This window comes from Falsiruegeria litorea R37, from assembly GCF_900172225.1.
In the GTDB taxonomy this organism is placed as follows: Bacteria; Pseudomonadota; Alphaproteobacteria; order Rhodobacterales; family Rhodobacteraceae; genus Falsiruegeria; species Falsiruegeria litorea.
This window is the reverse complement of the sequence record NZ_FWFO01000001.1, coordinates 549668-567308: the sequence shown is the minus strand read 5'-3', so window position 1 is coordinate 567308 and position 17641 is coordinate 549668. Positions and strand designations below refer to the sequence as shown.

Annotated in this window: 20 protein-coding genes; 16 read left to right on the top strand and 4 right to left on the bottom strand. The window is 60.4% G+C overall.

Annotated features, from left to right (window positions below):
* Positions 1–183: 183 nt before the first annotated feature.
* Positions 184–1926: an adenylate/guanylate cyclase domain-containing protein gene (locus TRL7639_RS02870; RefSeq protein WP_085794284.1), complete on the top strand. Its 1743-nt coding sequence runs from the start codon at positions 184–186 to the stop codon at positions 1924–1926.
* Positions 1927–2029: 103 nt separating this feature from the next.
* Here TRL7639_RS02870 and TRL7639_RS02865 read toward each other — a convergent pair whose 3' ends face one another.
* A complete protein-coding gene (locus TRL7639_RS02865) occupies positions 2030–2557 on the bottom strand; it encodes a prolyl-tRNA synthetase associated domain-containing protein (protein ID WP_085794283.1) in 528 nt (175 codons plus the stop codon).
* Positions 2558–2731: 174 nt separating this feature from the next.
* Here TRL7639_RS02865 and TRL7639_RS02860 point away from each other — a divergent pair, with 174 nt between their 5' ends.
* Complete coding sequence (locus tag TRL7639_RS02860) at positions 2732–3616, top strand: DMT family transporter (protein ID WP_085794282.1); 885 nt, start codon at positions 2732–2734, stop codon at positions 3614–3616.
* A 5-nt stretch (positions 3617–3621) separates the two neighbouring features.
* On the opposite strand, the gene TRL7639_RS02855 is transcribed toward TRL7639_RS02860, so the two are convergent.
* Together TRL7639_RS02855 and TRL7639_RS02850 are read right to left on the bottom strand one after the other, a co-directional pair.
* A complete protein-coding gene (locus TRL7639_RS02855; protein WP_085794281.1) occupies positions 3622–4221 on the bottom strand; it encodes a TetR/AcrR family transcriptional regulator in 600 nt (199 codons plus the stop codon).
* Positions 4222–4299: 78 nt separating this feature from the next.
* The gene (locus TRL7639_RS02850; protein WP_133057598.1) at positions 4300–5031 is read right to left on the bottom strand and encodes a hypothetical protein; all 732 of its coding nucleotides are present in this window, start codon (positions 5029–5031) and stop codon (positions 4300–4302) included.
* Positions 5032–5224: 193 nt separating this feature from the next.
* Between TRL7639_RS02850 and ffh the strand changes: the two genes are divergently transcribed.
* The 14 genes from ffh to TRL7639_RS02780 all read left to right on the top strand — a co-directional run bounded on the left by ffh (position 5225) and on the right by TRL7639_RS02780 (position 16227).
* Entirely contained in the window at positions 5225–6739 is a 1515-nt protein-coding gene (ffh, locus tag TRL7639_RS02845) for a signal recognition particle protein (RefSeq protein WP_085794279.1), read from the top strand.
* A 1-nt stretch (position 6740) separates the two neighbouring features.
* The gene (locus TRL7639_RS02840) at positions 6741–7283 is read left to right on the top strand and encodes a GNAT family N-acetyltransferase (protein ID WP_085794278.1); all 543 of its coding nucleotides are present in this window, start codon (positions 6741–6743) and stop codon (positions 7281–7283) included.
* Entirely contained in the window at positions 7280–7807 is a 528-nt protein-coding gene (locus tag TRL7639_RS02835) for a GNAT family N-acetyltransferase (RefSeq protein WP_085794277.1), read from the top strand. The genes TRL7639_RS02840 and TRL7639_RS02835 overlap by 4 nt, the downstream gene beginning before the upstream one ends.
* Positions 7804–8406 carry a GNAT family N-acetyltransferase gene (locus TRL7639_RS02830; protein WP_085794276.1) on the top strand — a complete coding sequence of 201 codons (603 nt, stop codon included), beginning with the start codon at positions 7804–7806 and terminating at the stop codon, positions 8404–8406. Before TRL7639_RS02835 ends, TRL7639_RS02830 begins: the two co-directional genes overlap by 4 nt.
* A gap of 126 nt (positions 8407–8532) precedes the next feature.
* Positions 8533–8829, top strand: a complete 297-nt coding sequence (locus TRL7639_RS02825) for a chorismate mutase (RefSeq protein ID WP_085794275.1) — start codon at positions 8533–8535, stop codon at positions 8827–8829.
* A 41-nt stretch (positions 8830–8870) separates the two neighbouring features.
* Entirely contained in the window at positions 8871–9230 is a 360-nt protein-coding gene (rpsP, locus tag TRL7639_RS02820) for a 30S ribosomal protein S16 (RefSeq protein ID WP_085794274.1), read from the top strand.
* Positions 9231–9244: 14 nt separating this feature from the next.
* Positions 9245–9880, top strand: a complete 636-nt coding sequence (bluB, locus tag TRL7639_RS02815) for a 5,6-dimethylbenzimidazole synthase (protein ID WP_207559629.1) — start codon at positions 9245–9247, stop codon at positions 9878–9880.
* Positions 9881–9886: 6 nt separating this feature from the next.
* A complete protein-coding gene (gene rimM, locus TRL7639_RS02810; protein WP_085794272.1) occupies positions 9887–10405 on the top strand; it encodes a ribosome maturation factor RimM in 519 nt (172 codons plus the stop codon).
* A gap of 142 nt (positions 10406–10547) precedes the next feature.
* Positions 10548–11348 (top strand): tRNA (guanosine(37)-N1)-methyltransferase TrmD, encoded by an 801-nt coding sequence (trmD, locus tag TRL7639_RS02805; protein WP_085794271.1) that lies wholly within the window; start codon positions 10548–10550, stop codon positions 11346–11348.
* A gap of 68 nt (positions 11349–11416) precedes the next feature.
* On the top strand, positions 11417–12172 hold the full coding sequence (locus tag TRL7639_RS02800) for a TylF/MycF/NovP-related O-methyltransferase (RefSeq protein ID WP_085794270.1): 756 nt from the start codon (positions 11417–11419) through the stop codon (positions 12170–12172).
* A gap of 270 nt (positions 12173–12442) precedes the next feature.
* The gene (gene rplS, locus TRL7639_RS02795; protein WP_085794269.1) at positions 12443–12826 is read left to right on the top strand and encodes a 50S ribosomal protein L19; all 384 of its coding nucleotides are present in this window, start codon (positions 12443–12445) and stop codon (positions 12824–12826) included.
* An 11-nt stretch (positions 12827–12837) separates the two neighbouring features.
* The gene (gene rpmE, locus TRL7639_RS02790) at positions 12838–13059 is read left to right on the top strand and encodes a 50S ribosomal protein L31 (RefSeq protein WP_085794268.1); all 222 of its coding nucleotides are present in this window, start codon (positions 12838–12840) and stop codon (positions 13057–13059) included.
* A 113-nt stretch (positions 13060–13172) separates the two neighbouring features.
* Positions 13173–15281: a DEAD/DEAH box helicase gene (locus TRL7639_RS02785; RefSeq protein WP_085794267.1), complete on the top strand. Its 2109-nt coding sequence runs from the start codon at positions 13173–13175 to the stop codon at positions 15279–15281.
* 136 nt (positions 15282–15417) lie between these two features.
* On the top strand, positions 15418–16227 hold the full coding sequence (locus TRL7639_RS02780) for a division plane positioning ATPase MipZ (protein WP_085796225.1): 810 nt from the start codon (positions 15418–15420) through the stop codon (positions 16225–16227).
* Between the two features lie 149 nt (positions 16228–16376).
* Here the strand turns inward: TRL7639_RS02780 and TRL7639_RS02775 are convergent, their stop codons facing one another.
* Entirely contained in the window at positions 16377–17624 is a 1248-nt protein-coding gene (locus tag TRL7639_RS02775; RefSeq protein WP_085794266.1) for an adenylate/guanylate cyclase domain-containing protein, read from the bottom strand.
* Positions 17625–17641 lie beyond the last annotated feature (17 nt).

Below are 17641 nucleotides of genomic sequence, written 5' to 3'. Positions count from 1 at the left end.
TCGCCCGAACCGGCACCAAATCAGCGCCCCAAAAAACAATGCGCCGCCGCCCTGACCTGCGGGGGCGCAACTGTTTATGCGTGCGATCCCGCTGAACCTGATTGCCAGCAACCAGATTGAGCGCTCAAAATTCTCTTGGTCGTTTCGTTCCTCGAAAGCTATTCAGGAAACAGGAGGAAAACCTTGGAGCGAAAGCTGGCCGCAATTCTCGTCGCCGATATGGTCGGCTATACCGCTCGAATGGAGCGGGACGAAGCCAGCACGTTCGAAGGTCTTTCGGTCTACATGACCGAGTTTGCCATTCCACTTGTCGAGCGAAACCACGGCAAGGTCATTAAACTGCTTGGCGATGGTCTTTTGGCCCGCTTTGAAAGCGCCACAGATGCCGTAACCTGCGCGTTTGAATGGCAAAAGAAACCATCTGACGGGTCAGATCCAATGCGCTTTCGCATCGGCGTCAATCTTGGCGACATCATTCTGCGTGACGGGGATGTCTTTGGCGCAGGCGTCAATCTGGCGTCACGTCTGGAAAAACTCGCTCCGCCGGGTGGGGTACTTGTGTCTGATGCGGTGTATCGCGCTGCCCGCAATCGGCTACCAGTTTCCTGGGAAGACGCCGGGACACTAACGGTCAAAAACGTCACCGATCCCGTACAGGCTTGGCGGTTTGGCGGGGTGACGACCAAAAACAGCCAACAGCCCAAACCAGTCGAGAAATTCAAACCCACAATCGCCGTCTTGCCATTTCACAACATGAGCGATGATCCGGAACAGCTTTTCTTCACCGACGGCATAGCAGAAGACATCATCACAGGCCTGTCGCGTTTTCGCACGCTACAGCTGGTCTCAAGAAACGCCTCGTTCCGGTTCCGGGACCAGAACGCCGACTCGGCCGAAATCGCCGCGGCTCTGGGCGCGGATTACCTGATCGAAGGGAGTGTACGCAAAGCGGGCAGCCGGGTCAGGGTTTCGGTACAACTTGTCGACGCGAATTCGGGGTCACAATTGTGGTCGGATCGGTACGACCGAGAGCTGGAGGACGTTCTCGAGGTTCAGGACGACGTGACGCGAAGCATCGTGGCCGTCCTGCCCGGACGCGTCCAGCACGATGTCGCGGACCGTTCAGCGCAAAAACCCGACGACGAGATGAGGGCGCACGAACTGATGCTGAAGGGCAAAGCCCTTCGCGACGGCCTGAATGCGCGTGATACGGCAAAGGCCCGGGCGCTTCTGGAACGCGCGATTGCGCTCGACCCGTCGATCGCTCGATCGTTCATGTACCTGTCAGACACCTATGTCATTGATCTTTGGCTGGGATTGGCGGACTCCGAAGCAACCGGCCATGTCTTGCACATTGCTCGCAAAGGCGCGGCACTGGACAACCGGGATGTCTATATCCAGGACCAGCTCGGCTTTGCTTACTTGTGCGCGGGTCTGTGGCACGAGGCCGAGGCGCAGTTTGAAAAAACGCTGTCCCTGATCGAAAACGAAGCCGAATCCATGGCCTGGTGCGGGTACGCCTTTCTCTTGCTGGGGCAGCACCAAAAGGCGCGTGACATTGTGTCAGAGGCGATGAAACTGGACCCCCTGCACCCCCCGGCCATCGCTTGGATCATGGGGCAGATAGAATTCTTCTGCGGAGACTTCGAAGCCGCACTGGGTTTGTTGATGGGAGAGGCCCGGCTCAATTCGCTGGCGACCGCTTTCGTGGCGGCGTCTTACGCAAAGCTCGGTCGTCAGACCGAAGCCGAAGCAGCCCTCGTTGAATTCATTGCCGAACGCCGCGACGAACTCTTGAGTCGAAATATCAAAGTGGACGAAGAAACCGTCTCCAACCTCGCGCGGGGATATCAGACCATGTGGCGGCAACCAGATGATTTTGAACACCTCGCGGCGGGCCTGCACAAAGCCGGTTTATCCAATTAAGGCACCCCGTTCGCGCCTGGCTTTCGACGCCTTCCAGTTCGCACCATCGCAGCCTGAACGTTGATGCATGCAGGCACCCATACCCGCGGTGCGCAATCCGCAATCAGATCCAGTTCACCTCACACTCGATCCGCTCAAAGAACGCCATGACATCCGTCCGCGCCATGACCACGGTGCGGTCGTTCACCAGCGGGTGCATGTTGATCACATCCGCCTCTTGTGCGGCGGCATCCATGAAAAACGTCACCCCGTTTTCGACCCCGTTGATCATCGCCAACGGGCTGACCGCACCCGGACGGATGCCAAGGTTCTGCAGCAACCGGTCTGCGGACCCAAACGACAGGTTGCCCACGCCCAGCTCTGCGCCCAGCGCTTTCAGATCAATCTCGCGGTTCTGTTCCAGCGTCACCAGATAGTTCCGCTTTTTGCGGTCCCGCAGGTACAGGTTCTTGACCCGCAGCACCGTCTCTCCGGCCACCGCGAACTGATCCTCAACCGACATCGCATCCTCGACCGTGCGCAGCGGCACGTGAGAGTGCAGCCGATAGCCCAGCCCCCAATCGTCCAGCTGCCGAAGAAGCGCGTCCGAGCTGAGCGGAAGGGTGTCCTGATAAGCGGATGAGGCGTCCATGGCGAAGCTCCGTGCCAGTTTTCAAACGTGCCTCCGCCTACCACGCAGCCTGTAAAACGCAATGCCTTCAAATCATACTAATAGGTATGATTTTCTTGACTCATCCGATCAAAACTGAAATCACACCGGAAAGTATGAAAATCGATTCACTGCCATCACTGAAAGACACACCCCATGACCGACACCTCTCACACCAACACCCCGCACACCCTCCGCCTCAAGGGCATTGGCATCGCCCTGATCGGCGCCGCCCTTATGAGCCTTGATCCCGTCTTCATCCGGTTTTCCGGCGTGGACGAACTTGAAACCTCGTTCCTGTTCGGTCTGTTCACCGCGATCTCGATGGCGACGGTTATTCAGCTCAGCGACAAGCGCGGCGTCATCCAGGTTCTGCGCCACAGTGGCTGGCCGCTTCTGGGTGCGGGCCTGTTGATGTTGGGCAGCGCAAGCGGGCTGGTCTTTGCCATCAAGAACACCTCGATCGCCAACACCTTCCTGATCCTCAGCGCCACACCGGCCATTGCCGCGATCTTCAGCTGGGTGTTCCTGCGCGAAGTTGCGTCAAGGCAGACCTTGCTGGCCATCGCAGGCGTCATCGCCGGTATCGCCATCGTCGTCTCAGGCTCCACCGGGTCCGGCAACTGGGTTGGGGACCTGCTGGCCGTTTTTGCGGTGTCCTGCCTTGCCCTGATGATGACGCTGTTGCGCAAATTCCCGGACGTCAGCCGCATGGGCGCAGTCGGGACCGGTGGCTTCCTGCTCGCCGCAACCATGTTCTTTGTCACCGAACCGTCGCAGTTCAGCACAGATACATGGCTGATCATGGGCGCCATGGGACTGCTCACCGCCCCCTTTGGCCGGGTCCTGTCCATGGTTGCCACGCGCTATGCCACCGCGACCGAGGTTTCGATGACCCTGATGCTGGAAACCGTTCTGGCACCGATCTGGGCCTATATCTTTTTTACCGAAGTGCCCGCAGTTGCCAGCCTTGCAGGCGGGGCAGTCATCCTGATCACCATCGCGGCATACACGTTGCACTTGGCCAAAGCTGACAGTTAGAACCCTCAACTGGTTGAGCGGACGCCCAAATCAGCCAGTACAATGCGTACCGCCATCTCGGCATGCCGGGCAATCTCATGATCGTCCGGCCGCCCCCGCCCCAACAGGGCGTCATCGCGATGCGCCAAAAGAATAGAGGTCAAAAGGCGCACGTGCGCCTCAGGCTCGGTCACGCCCAACCGTTGCGCGAAGAATGTAGCCAAAGCCGCGTTGGTCTCATCCGGCGCGACCGAGAAAAAGGTGCGAACGATCTCGGGCGACCTTGCACTTTCCGCAATCAACAGGCGGAACACGCACAAAGACTCCTCCTCCAGATGCCAGCGCACGAACCCCTGGGCAAACTGAACCAGGGCCGCCTTGGGGTCCGGCCCCTCTAGATGATGTGTGAAATCCGCGCCACTCGATTGCCCGATATAACGGATCGTGGCCTCAAACAGGTCGATCTTGGACGGGAAGTAGCGATAGACCGTCTGCTTGGTGACCTCAGCCGCCGCCGCGATACGGTCCATGTTGGCGGCCTCGAATCCGACAGACAGGAACTCATCTCGCGCCGCCGCCAAAATGGCGCGCCGCTTGGCCTCACGCTTTGCTTCCATCTTGCCCATGGATCGCCCCCAGACTTATCATCCCAACCAGTATGCTTTCCGCCAGAGCGGTTCAAGCTACCTTCCCGGCGCGGCCTGTCATCCGATAAAGCTGCAATACTCCTGCACGTAGCGGATGTAAGCCTTGGTGAACATCTCGGCTTTTTCGATCACTCCCGGTCCAACATGCATTATGATCACGTCCGTCTGCCGCTCAATAAAATGAGTGTCCCCACCATTTCTTTGCGAGGAAACGAACTCCCCCTTTGGCTTACGCAAGACGGACTTTTCATGAGCAAAATCTGTCCCCTCCTTGGCCTTCAGATTGATGACCGCAACCGGCATCTCGCCATCGGCCGCAAAAAAGTGTCGAAATCCATCCTTGGTCTTGGATTCGGCCAGATCCACCAACAGCATCGGAATTTTGAACGAGGTCCAGAGCACCCAACCCTCGCCCTCAACCTTCTTCCAGAAATAGGTTGTAAGTTGACATTCATCGACCTCAACCGCATGGCGTCGATCTTCGTGCTCATTCTGACCGCCCGCCTCGATCTGCGCGATCAACGCCGCCCTGTCCGACGCGTATGCCACCTGCCCAACCAGCGCCATTACCAAAACTGCAACCAAAACCCGCACGACATCCTCACTTCTTGCCTCACCAAGACCTAGGAAAATCAACCACAGACTGCAAGCGCCTCGCCCCATGCTCCTTCTTGTTGAAAATACGACGGCGGAGTCGCGCAGCGACTGGGGCAGCGCCCCCCAAACCCCTCCGCATCCGCCTGTGCTACTTGACTTCACGCCCCATCCGGCATAATTCCCGCGCAACATCCGGAAGCTTTACCCCTTCCGGTCCCTTGAGTCGTTCAGGGATCGCCCCCCACCAGCGTGTTACGCCCGTGGGGGTAATCTTGTATGGCTCGCCCCGATCCGCATTGCGCCACATCGGCACAATTGGAAACGACCCCGCCGCTCCCTAGATTGGGGGCACCTGCATGAACCGGCAAAGGAGCCACGACGCGTTATGTTTGAAAATCTATCCGAACGCCTCTCTGGGGTCTTTGATCGCCTCACCAAACAGGGCGCCCTGTCCGAGGAAGACGTCAAAACCGCCCTGCGCGAGGTGCGCGTTGCCCTGCTTGAGGCAGACGTTTCCCTCCCCGTCGCTCGCACCTTCATCAAGAAGGTGCAGGATCAGGCCACCGGTCAGGCGGTCACCAAATCGATCACCCCCGGTCAGCAGGTCGTCAAGATCGTGCACGACGCGCTCGTCGATACCCTGCGCGGCGAAGAAGACCCCGGCAAGCTCAAGATCGACAACCCGCCCGCGCCGATCCTGATGGTTGGCCTGCAGGGCGGTGGTAAGACCACCACCACCGGTAAGCTCGCCAAACGCCTGAAAGACAAAGAGGGCAAAAAGGTCCTCATGGCCTCGCTTGACGTCTACCGTCCTGCGGCGATGGACCAGCTCAAGGTGCTGGGCGCCCAGATCGGCGTCGACACCCTGCCCATCGTGCCCGGCCAGACCCCCGTCGACATCGCCAAACGCGCCAAACAGCAGGCCGCTCTGGGTGGCTATGACGTCTACATGCTGGACACCGCTGGTCGTTTGCAGATCGACGAAGTGCTGATGAAAGAGGTCGAGGACGTCCGCGACGTCGTCTCCCCGCGCGAAACGCTTTTGGTGGTCGACGGCCTGACCGGTCAGGTCGCGGTTGAGGTCGCAGAAGAGTTCGACGCCAAGATCGGCATCTCAGGCGTGGTCCTGACCCGAATGGACGGCGACGGCCGCGGCGGTGCGGCGCTGTCGATGCGCGCGGTCACCGGCAAGCCGATCCGTTTTGTGGGTCTTGGCGAAAAGATGGACGCGCTCGAAACGTTCGAGCCCGACCGGATCGCGGGTCGCATCCTGGGCATGGGCGACATCGTGGCGCTGGTCGAAAAGGCGCAAGAAACCATCGAGGCCGAGCAGGCCGAAAAGATGATGAAGCGCATGATGAAGGGTCATTTCAACATGAATGACCTGAAAATGCAGCTCGAACAGATGCAGCAGATGGGCGGCATGCAGGGCATGATGGGCATGATGCCCGGCATGGGCAAAATGGCCAAACAGGTCGAAGAAGCAGGCTTTGACGACAAGATCATCAAACGCCAGGTCGCCCTGATCCAGTCCATGACCAAGAAAGAGCGCGCCAACCCCGCCCTGCTGCAAGCCTCGCGCAAAAAGCGGATCGCGGCGGGTGCCGGGATGGAGGTTTCCGACCTCAACAAGCTGCTCAAAATGCACCGGCAGATGTCGGACATGATGAAGAAGATGGGCAAGATGGGCAAAGGCGGCATGCTGAAACAGGCCATGAAAGGCATGTTCGGCAAAGGCGGCCCCAGCCCTGAACAGATGGCCCAAGGCATGGACCCCAAAGCGCTCGAAGCCGCGGCCAAGGCCATGGGCGGCAAGGGTGGAATGCCCGGCGGCCTGCCCGGTCTGGGCGGCGGCATGGGCTTGCCCTCGGGCCTCAGCGGTTTCGGCAAAAAGAAATAACGTGATCCAGATCCCCACCATATCGACCCCGCGCCTGACGCTGCGCCCGATGGAAGCCCGCGATTTCGCGAGCTTTACGGCGTTCTTTGCGTCCGAGCGGTCGAAATTTGTGGGCGGCCCGATGACGGCTGAACAAAGCTGGCGCGCGCTGGCCACCGAGCTTGGCCACTGGCAACTGCGCGGCTTTGGCCGGTGGGCGGTCGAAGAAACCGAAACGGGCGAGCTTGCCGGCATCATCGGCCCCTGGTTCCCCCACGGCTGGCCCGAACCCGAATTGGGTTGGGACCTGATGAACGGGTTCGAAGGCAAAGGATACGCGACCGAGGCTGCACTGGCGTCGCGCGAATACGCCTATGACACGCTGGGTTGGACAACCGCGATCAGCCTTGTTGCCCCGGAAAACCACGGCTCGCGCAATGTCGCCAAACGCATGGGCGCGACACACGAGGGCATCTACGAGCACGAGCGTCACGGCGCATTGGAAATCTGGCGTCACCCGTCGCCGCAAGACCTCGCCGCAGGCGGGATGGAGGCCTACGCATGACCGCGCTCGACCTCGACATCCCAACCATCGAAACACAGCGTCTGATCCTGCGTGCCCCCCACGCAGACGACCTGCCGCGCATGACCGCGTTTTTCGAAACCGCGCGCAGCCACATGGTCGGCGGGCCCAAGACCGCGGCCGAAAGCTGGGAATCGCTGGTGAAACGTCTGGGCCACTGGACGCTGAACGGCTTTGGTCTGTGGCACCTGACCGACAAGGCAACAGACACTTTTGTCGGCTGGACCGGCATGATCTTTGCCCCCGGCTGGGACGAACCCGAACTGGGTTGGACCGTGATGGAAGAGGCCGAGGGCAAGGGCTACGCCTTCGAGGCTGCTCATGCCGCCCGCGACTTTGCCGCCCGCCACCAGGGCCTGGATGGCGTTATGAGCTACATCGCCCACGCCAACGACCGCTCCATGACGCTCGCAACCCGTCTTGGCGCCACATTCGAACGTGACGGCGAACTGCTGGGCAAGCAATGCCAGGTCTGGCGTCACCCCAAGGTTGGAGGCGATCAATGACCGTTTCGATCCCCACCTTGGAAACCAAACGCCTGATCCTGCGCGGCCCGGAACCGGATGATTACCCGGACTTCAAGGCGACCTTCACCAGCTACCGTGCCCGTTTCATGGGCGGGCCACTGAATGCATATGAATCGTGGATGCTCTATGCCGCCGAAATCGGCCACTGGCAGATCCGTGGTTACGGCATGTGGATGATCCACGACAAAGCCACGGATGAGACCTATGGCATGGCCGGCGGCTGGAAGCCCGCAAAATGGCCCGAGCAGGAACTGGCCTGGGTGATCTGGCCCGATGCCGCTGGTAAGGGTTATGCGCTTGAGGCCGTCGATGCCGCGCGCCGCTATTTCTACAGCCAGCTCGGATGGGACGGCGCCGTCAGCTACATCGACCCCAAGAACCTGGACTCGATCCGCCTGGCCGAGCGTTTGGGCGCGGTCAAGGACAAGAGCGCGCAGACCATCGACGGCAACGACGCGGTATATCGCCACCCCTCGCCCGCGCAGCTCGATGGCTCGCAGTTGGCACATGGCATCGAGATGGAGATCGGCCACTATGCCGATCCGCTGTTCAAACCGAAAGGATGGGCGCTTGACTAAGGCACATCTTTTCCCCCGGTTCGCCGGTTCCGATGCTGTGTCTGGGCGGTGCACGGGTAGTGCACGCTTGGTGCACGCATTGTGCATCCCGAATTTCACCCAAATTGCTGCAACTCAGAGGACCTCATGACTGATCCCGTGACACGCGCAGCCGAGCTGCTGAAAGACCACCGCGACAGCATCGACCGCCTTGATGCGATCCTTGTCTATACCCTGGGCGAGCGGTTCAAGCACACCCAGGCGGTGGGGCAACTGAAAGCAACTCACGACCTTCCCCCGTCCGATCCGGCCCGCGAAGCGACGCAGATCGAGCGGCTCGAAGACCTGGCGAAAAAGGCCGATCTGGACCCCGATTTTGCCAAGGCTTTCCTGAACTTCATCATTCAGGAAGTCATCCGACACCACAAGAAACATCAAGAATAACAGGCTCTTGCCTGCTAACGCCATCTAAAGGAGATAACCCCATGGCTATGAAAATTCGTCTCGCCCGCGGCGGCTCGAAAAAGCGTCCCTTCTACCGCATCGTGGCTGCTGACAGCCGCATGCCGCGCGATGGTCGCTTCATCGAAAAGCTGGGCACCTACAACCCGCTGCTGCCCAAAGACAGCGAAGAGCGCGTGAAAATGAACATGGAGCGCGTGCAGTACTGGCTGGACCAGGGCGCTCAGCCCACCGACCGTATCGCTCGTATGCTCGAAGCTGCTGGCGTCCGCGAAAAGGCCGAGCGCAGCAACCCCAAGAAAGGCGCCCCCGGCAAGAAAGCCCAAGAGCGCGCAGAAGAGAAAGCCGCCAAGGCAGCAGAAGCCGCTGAAGCGACTGAATAATAGGGATAATCTGCGTGCAGGATCAGCCTTTCACAGACGAATTCCGCACGCAGCTTGACCTGTTGATGCGGCTCCGGCGCGACGTGCGCCGGTTCCGCATCGACCCGGTGGACGAGGCGGCGCTGGCGCGGTGCCTCGACGCCTTTTCCATGGCCCCCTCGGTGGGGTTGTCGGAACCCTGGCGCATCCTGCGCATCAAAAGCGAGGCCGCCCGCGCCGCCGCTTTGGAGAATTTCCGCACCGCCAACACCGAGGCCCTGTCAGGCTATTCCGGCGCACAGGCCGAAAGCTACAGCAAGCTCAAACTTTCAGGCATGCAAGAGGCCCCGGTGCAGCTTGCCATCTACTGCGATGACGCCACCCCCAAAGGCCACGGCCTGGGTGCGCGCACCATGCCCGAAATGCGCCGCTATTCTGTCGTGGCCGCCACCACCCTCTTCTGGCTGCGCCTGCGCGCCGAAGGGCTGGGATTGGGCTGGGTGTCTGTGCTGGACCCCAAGCAACTGGCCATCGACCTGAATGCGGACCCGAATTGGCGCCTGATCGGTTATTTTTGTATTGGCTGGCCCGAACGAATATCTGATACACCCGAATTGCAGCGCGAGGGCTGGGAACAGCGTCACGCACAACTGCCCATCGAAACCCGCTGAGGCCATATGACCGATACCAACGACAACGACCTGGTCTGTGTCGGCGCCATTGCCGGCTCTTACGGGGTGCGCGGCGAAGTGCGGATCAAATCCTACTGCGCCATCCCCGAAGACATCGAGGCCTATTCTCCGCTGACGGATGAAGCTGGCACCAAGAGCTTCACCATCTTGCTGACCCGCACAATCAAGAATGGCTTTGCCGCCCATCTCAGCGATGTCGAAACCAAGGAACAGGGCGACGCCCTGCGCGGCACCCGACTGTTTGCGCGCCGCGACCAACTCCCATCCTTGCCGGATGACGAATACTACCACGCCGACCTGATGGGTTTGGCAGTCTTTGACACCGGCGGTACTCAACTGGGCAAGGTCAAATCCGTACAGAACCACGGCGCCTCGGACTTGCTCGAAATCGAAGGGCCGGGCATCAAGGGCACGGCCCTTCTCCCCTTTACCCTGGCCGCCGTTCCCACCGTCGATCTGGCCAGTGGCCGCATCATCGTTGACCCACCCGAAGGCTTGCTCTGACTGCTTCCCCTTGCTTCAAATATCCCGGAGCGCGAGGCAGAGCCTCGCACACCGCGCCGCAGGCGCTTATCGAGCGTGCCAAAGGCACTCATTTGAATTACGTAGGCTTTCCCGGCCCGCCTCGTTCCCGTATGACAGCCCCATGACCGATGCACCCAACAAATCCCATGGCCGCAAGGCGATCCGCCCAACGTTCAAGCCGCGCGAGTTGATGACCGCGACCCCGGACCTGCACGGGGTGTGGAAGGCCAAGATTCTGACCCTCTTCCCCACCGCCTTTCCTGGTGTCCTGGGTGAAAGCCTGACCGGGAAAGCCCTGCAGGACGGTCTGTGGCAATTGGAAACCATCGATCTGCGTCAGTTCGGCGTCGGCAAACACCGCAATGTCGACGACACCCCCGCGGGCGGCGGCGCAGGCATGGTGCTGCGCGCCGATGTTCTGGGCAACGCCATTGAACACGCGATGGAAGGCGTTCGAGGCAATTGGCCGATCCTCTACCTATCCCCACGCGGCAAGCGCATGGACCAGCCTATGATGCGCGACCTCGCACGCGCGGACGGTGTTACTCTGCTGTGTGGTCGTTTTGAGGGCGTCGATGAGCGCGTGCTGGAGCACTATGGCATCCAAGAGGTCTCGTTGGGTGACTTCGTCATGACCGGCGGAGAGATCGCGGCTCAAGCCCTTATCGACGCCACTGTGCGTCTGATCCCCAACGTCCTGGGCAACGCTGCCTCGACCGAGGAAGAAAGCTTTTCCTCGGGCCTTCTGGAACATCCCCAATACACCCGCCCCGCTGAATGGAAAGGTCGCCCGATCCCTGACGTCCTGATGTCCGGTCATCACGGCAAGGTCGCCCAGTGGCGGCAGGACCAGAGCGAAGAGTTGACCCGCATCCGCCGACCCGATCTGTGGGATGCTCACCAAAAGTCAAACAAGGACTAAGCCCTGCTTGACACCTACGGCTTGACCCTGTCGAACTGACCCCTAAGGGCTGAACAAGGGAGAGCCGCGTGTTTTACGGACGCCTCAAGGGACAAGATGGCGAGCGCTTTCGCGACGCCCTGAAAACGCTGCAAGAGCTCTGCGGGCCGATGTTTGCGTCGGACAACCTGATCGGGCTGCAACGCGCCGCCGGGTTCCGCGAAGATCAGAAGTTCGTCGAAACTCTCAAGCGTAACGCTGAAACCAAACAGGAACTGTCGCTGGCCTGGCGTCTGCACACCCTGTTGTGGGCTGCGCAGAACACTCTGCACCTGCCAGGGGACTTTGTCGAATGCGGGGTCTGGAAAGGCTTCTGCTTTGCCTTCATCACCGACTATCTGCAGTTCCAGAGCATCGACAAGACCCTCTACCTTTATGACACTTACGAGGGCATCCCTGACGAAATGAACTCCGAGCGCCGTTCGAACCAAGCCTACGAAAGGGACGTCAAAGATGATCCCGACGCCATCCTCAAAGTGGTTCAAAAGCGGTTCGCCGATGTCCCCAACACCCGCATTGTACGCGGCATGGTGCCAGACAGCTTTGCCCAGACCTGCCCCAACCAAGTCGCACTTTTGCACATCGACATGAACTCGGCTGCTTCGGAAATCGCAGCGCTTGAGGTACTGTTCGACAAGGTGGTGCCCGGCGGCATGATCGTGTTTGACGACTATGGCTGGACCGGATACGCCGCGCAGCGTCACGCGGAAAATGCGTTCATGGCAGAACGCGGTCACAACGTGCTGGAGCTGCCCACCGGTCAGGGGCTGGTGATCAAGCACTAAACGCCAATGGGGGTTGATCCCTGCCTGCAAAAGGCGTAGACGACGCCAAGTCTGGAATCGCCCCCGTGCGCTCCGGGCTTTTGGTTGTTTGCGCCACAGCGCCCTGACCGTCTTCTTCGACCGATGGGACCGGCAGCCAAATGGCCAATTTCAAGGAACAGACGACCTGATCTCTGGCGGGCTGCATTTGCGGAACCCGATGAAGACCAAGAGCTCTCTGGCGGCGCCCAATCTTCGTGGACCAACCACGAGCAGTTTAGGAGACTTGCGATGGACCTGATCGCACAACTCGAGGCGGAACAAGTTGCCGCCCTGGGGAAAGACATCCCCGATTTCAAAGCCGGTGACACCATCCGCGTCGGCTATAAAGTGACCGAAGGCTCGCGTAGCCGTGTTCAGAACTACGAAGGCGTCTGCATCAGCCGCAAAAACGGTTCGGGCATTGCCGGTTCTTTCACCGTTCGCAAAATCTCGTTCGGCGAAGGCGTGGAGCGTGTGTTCCCGCTGCACTCGACCAACATCGACAGCATCACCGTTGTCCGCCGTGGCCGCGTCCGTCGCGCCAAGCTGTACTACCTGCGTTCGCGCCGTGGTAAGTCCGCACGTATCGCAGAAGATTCCAACTACAAGCCCAAGTCAGGCGCTCAGGCGTAAGGATCGGTCTCATGAAAAAAGATACACATCCCGAGTACCACATCATCAACGTCAAGATGACCGATGGCACCGTCGTTCAGATGAAATCCACCTGGGGCGCCGAAGGCGACCAGCTGGCTCTGGACATCGACCCCTCGGTTCACCCCGCATGGACCGGCGGCAACACCCGCCTGCTGGACGCCGGTGGCCGCGTGTCGAAGTTCAAGAAGAAATACGAAGGTCTGGGCTTCTAAGCCATCTCGACCCTCACTTGACCCCAAAGGCTGCCTTTTGCCTAAGGCAGCCTTTTTTCATTCCCTCCCATCCTCCCCTCCGCGCGGGGTCTGCCCGCGAGAAAGCCGCCCCCGTGAAACAAGTTCTTGCCGATGCGCTGAAAGAGCGCGGTTACGAAACCCTGACCCAAGTGCAGGAGGCCGTGACGCAGCCTGAACTCTATGAGCGTGACCTGCTGGTGTCCGCACAGACCGGCTCGGGCAAGACAGTGGGCTTTGGCCTGGCGCTTGGCCCCACTCTGCTGGGCGACGGGGAAGCCTTTGACCAAGCCGCCGCGCCGCTGGCCCTGATCATCGCCCCCACCCGCGAGCTGGCCTTGCAGGTGAAACGCGAGCTGACGTGGCTGTACAAGGGCGCGGGCGCGTTTCTGGCCTCCTGCGTTGGCGGTATGGACATGCGCGACGAACGCCGCGCCTTGGCCCGTGGCGCGCATATCGTTGTCGCCACACCTGGCCGCCTGCGCGACCACATCATGCGCGGCTCGATCGACCTGAGCCATGTGCGCGGCGTGGTGCTGGATGAAGCAGACGAAATGCTGGATCTGGGCTTTGCCGAGGATCTGGAGTTCATTCTGGGCGAATGCCCCGAAGAGCGCCGGACCCTGATGTTTTCTGCCACCGTGCCGCGCGGTATCGCCAAACTGGCCGAGAACTATCAAAACAACGCCGAACGCGTGACAACCGTTGCCGAGACCAAGCAGCATTCCGACATCGAATATCGGATGATGTCCGTGGCCCCGCAGGACGCAGAAAATGCCATCATCAACGTGCTGCGATATTACGAAGCCCCCAACGCGATCATCTTTGCCAACACCCGTGCCATGGTTGCTCGCCTGACAGCGCGCCTGTCAAACCGGGGTTTCCCGGTGGTGGCCCTGTCCGGTGAGTTGACCCAGTCGGAACGCACCAACGCGCTGCAATCCATGCGCGATGGCCGGGCGCGTGTTTGTGTCGCCACTGACGTCGCCGCGCGCGGCATCGACCTGCCGGGGCTTGACCTGGTGATCCACGCCGAACTGCCCAACAACCACGAGACCCTGCTGCACCGCTCGGGCCGGACAGGCCGCGCCGGTCGCAAAGGCGTCAGCGCGCTGATCGTGCCCCCCAAGGCCCGCTCCAAGGCGCAGCGCATTCTGCGCTTTGCCAAGCTGACCGCCGAGATGTGCAATGCCCCCTCGGCGGACGAGGTAAAGCTACGCGATGAAGAGCGGATGCTGGCGGATTCCGCCTGGCAGGATGCCATTTCCGAAAACGAGCAGGCACCCGTTCAGAAGCTGATGGATCAGTTCAGTCCCGAGCAAATCGCGGCCGCCTATCTGCGCCTGTATCACCAACGCCATTCCGCCCCTGAAGAGCTGAACGCCGTTGACGCGGGCAAACAGCAAAAGCCACGTGCTGCCTTTGGCCCAAGTGTCTGGTTCTCGATCTCCGGTGGACATGATGCTGGTGCTGAACCCCGGACCTATCTGCCGATGATCTGCAAGGCAGGCGACCTGACCAAGGACGACATCGGTGCAATCCGCGTACAACAGAGCGAGACTTTTGTTGAATTGAAACAAGAGGCCGTTGCAGGCTTCTTGGCCAATCTGGATGGCAAGACGGAACTCGAGCCCGGAGCGGTGCTCAAACAGCTGGCCTCGGCCCCGGAGATTTCGCATTCCCCGCGCCCGAAGTTCAAAGGCAAACCGCGCCCTGAATACGGTGACCGCCCGCATCGCAAGGATCGGGACGACGTGCGCAAACCCTGGGCCAAACGCGAAGACGGCGACCGCAAGCCGCGTCATGCCAAGACTGACAAACCCGCACGTTCGACCCCGCCGGTCGACTGGAACGACGCACCGGAACCACGCCGCAAGAAGCCAAAACCCGACGCTGCCCGCAAATCAGATGGCGGGTTCAAGAAGAAACCGGCGCAGACCGAGGGTCACCGCCCTGACATTGTGGCCGAACCGGCCAAGAAACGTGGCCCCAAACCCGCCGGAAAACCCGGTGCCAAACCGGGCGCAAAACCCTATGCGGGAAAGGCGCCCGGCAAGCCGCGTGGTGACAAGCCCAAAGGCCCGCCTCCGCCCAAAGGCAAACCCAGCAGCAAGAAGAACAAAGCCCGCGCAACGGATGCCAGCAAGCGCTACAACCCCAACAAGGGCGGCGAAGCGGCGCCACGCAGACCGCGCAAGGGTTGACACCTCGAAAGCCTGCTCGATCCTCCCATAGATTGAGTAGGCAACACCCAAGAACACTTTTCATGGTGTGCGTCTCAACATATAGTGGCAACAAATCGCGCAAGACGGCTTGGGCGAAACAAAGGACTTGGGGCAGATGGCGCATATCATTGTCGTCGGAAACGAAAAGGGCGGTGCGGGGAAATCCACTGTCTCGATGCATGTGGCGACCGCGCTGGCGCGGATGGGGTTCAAGGTCAACACGCTGGACCTGGACCTGCGCCAACGTAGCCTGGGTCGGTATTCCGAGAACCGCACCAGCTTCCTGAGCAAGGCGGGCCTTGAGCTGCCGACCCCGCACACCCACGACCTCCCCGAGATCGACCCTGCCTCGCTGAAGCCGGGCGAAAACATCTATGACCACCGTCTCTCGGCGGCTGTGTCGCAACTTGAGGCGGACAGCGATTTCATCCTGATTGACTGCCCCGGTTCGCACACTCGACTGAGCCAGGTGGCGCATTCGCTCGCGGATACGCTGATCACCCCGCTCAACGACAGCTTTGTCGACTTTGACCTTCTGGCGCGGATCGACCCGCAAGGCGAAAAGATCCTGGGTCCGTCGGTCTATTCGGAAATGGTCTGGAACGCGCGGCAATTGCGCGCGCAGGCGGGTTTGAAACCCATCGACTGGGTTGTCGTGCGCAATCGCGTTGGTACGCAGCGCATGGTCAACAAGGAAAAGATGCAACGCGCGATCGAGATGCTGTCAAACCGCATCGGGTTCCGCATTGCACCGGGTTTTTCCGAACGGGTCATTTTCCGCGAGCTGTTCCCGCGCGGCTTGACCTTGCTGGACCTGAAAGACATCGGCGTCAAACAACTCAACATCTCGAACATCGCGGCGCGTCAGGAATTGCGCGACATGATGAAGGCGCTCAACCTGCCCGGCGTCGAAATCGATTTCTGATAAATCCCGGGGCGCTCCCGCCCGTCGTCAATGCCCCTTGCGGGACATCTCCTCCCGTTGGGCCAGGCTCACGCGGGCTTTGCCCGCGTGAGCCTGGCCCCCTGCCGTCCGCAGGACGCAAGACCGCAAGGTCGCGCAGATACCAGGTTTCAGCTCGGGCCAGCGTAAATAGTGTAGAGTTCCTGAGGCTCTGAAACCCCCCTCAGCATATAACGCCCGACGCTGACCAGATCGTGCCCGGTTTCTCCTGCGGCATGGACAATCGGCTCGGACAGGATAACGCTTTGCCCAACCGAACGGTGCATCCCCGACAGCCGAACTGTCAGGTTCACCGCCGGTCCAATCACCGTGAAATCCAATCGGTTTTCGGCTCCGATGTTGCCATAAAGGATCTCACCGGCGTGCATCGCCAAGGTGACACCGGTTGTGGTTTCTCCACGCGCGCTACGGTCCGCGTTTTTCTCACCCATCTTGTCTCTCAACTCGGACATCGCGTCCAAACCCGCCGTGACCGAGGCTTGCAGGCTTTGCAAGTTGAACATCGCAAGGATACCGTCGCCCATGAACTTCAGGATGTTCCCGCCGTGACCCTGGATCACCCCAACCGCCAGGCCGAAGTAATCGTTGAGCATCGCGATCAGCTCAGGCCCAGGCGTGCGTTCGGTCAGGCTGGTGAAGTCCTTTAAGTCGAAATAGCACAAAACCGCATCAATCTGCTGCAACGAGCCACGTTGGATTTCCCCCGATAACACCCGCCTCCCCGCGTCGCGCCCCAGATAGACCTGCAACAGATCTGCCGCCACGCGCCGGTTGGCCGCTGCTTTCAGCGCCAAGGCCAAATAGGGCTGCGCGGCCCGGATCACCGCCAGATCGCTGTCGTGAAAACCATCCACGCCATCGCTGGTCCATGACAGCAGCACCCCCTCGGGCGCATTCGCCGGATCCAGCGGCTGGGACTGTTCCCGCGCCTCGAGTACGACACCGGCTGCAAAGTAATCGGTGGCGCCTTGCTCGCGCAAGTCGTTCAAAATGGGAAACTGACTTGCCTCATTGCTGTCGACAAGCCGTTCTCGGAACTCTGAAAGATCGTTTTTGAGCAGATGGTAGAGCGGGCTTCGCAGCCATTCGGCGCGTGGAGTTTCCGAGTAGCTGTATTCCTCGCTACTCATCCCCTCTTCTCGTAGCCAATCGAAGCCGATTCCGCCGTATTGCGGATGAAAGGCACTTTGTGCGACGTGCAAACGATAAAGCGGAATGCCCAGATCCACCAACTGCGAGCAATAGCCATGCAGGACATCTTCCTGCGTTGCCCCCTCGAGCCCGCGCTGCAACAGCCATGACTTCAGAACCTCAGCTGATGCACCAACAGGTGCGTGTCGTTGCCCGACATCGGTCATTGGGATCTCCTGTCCGC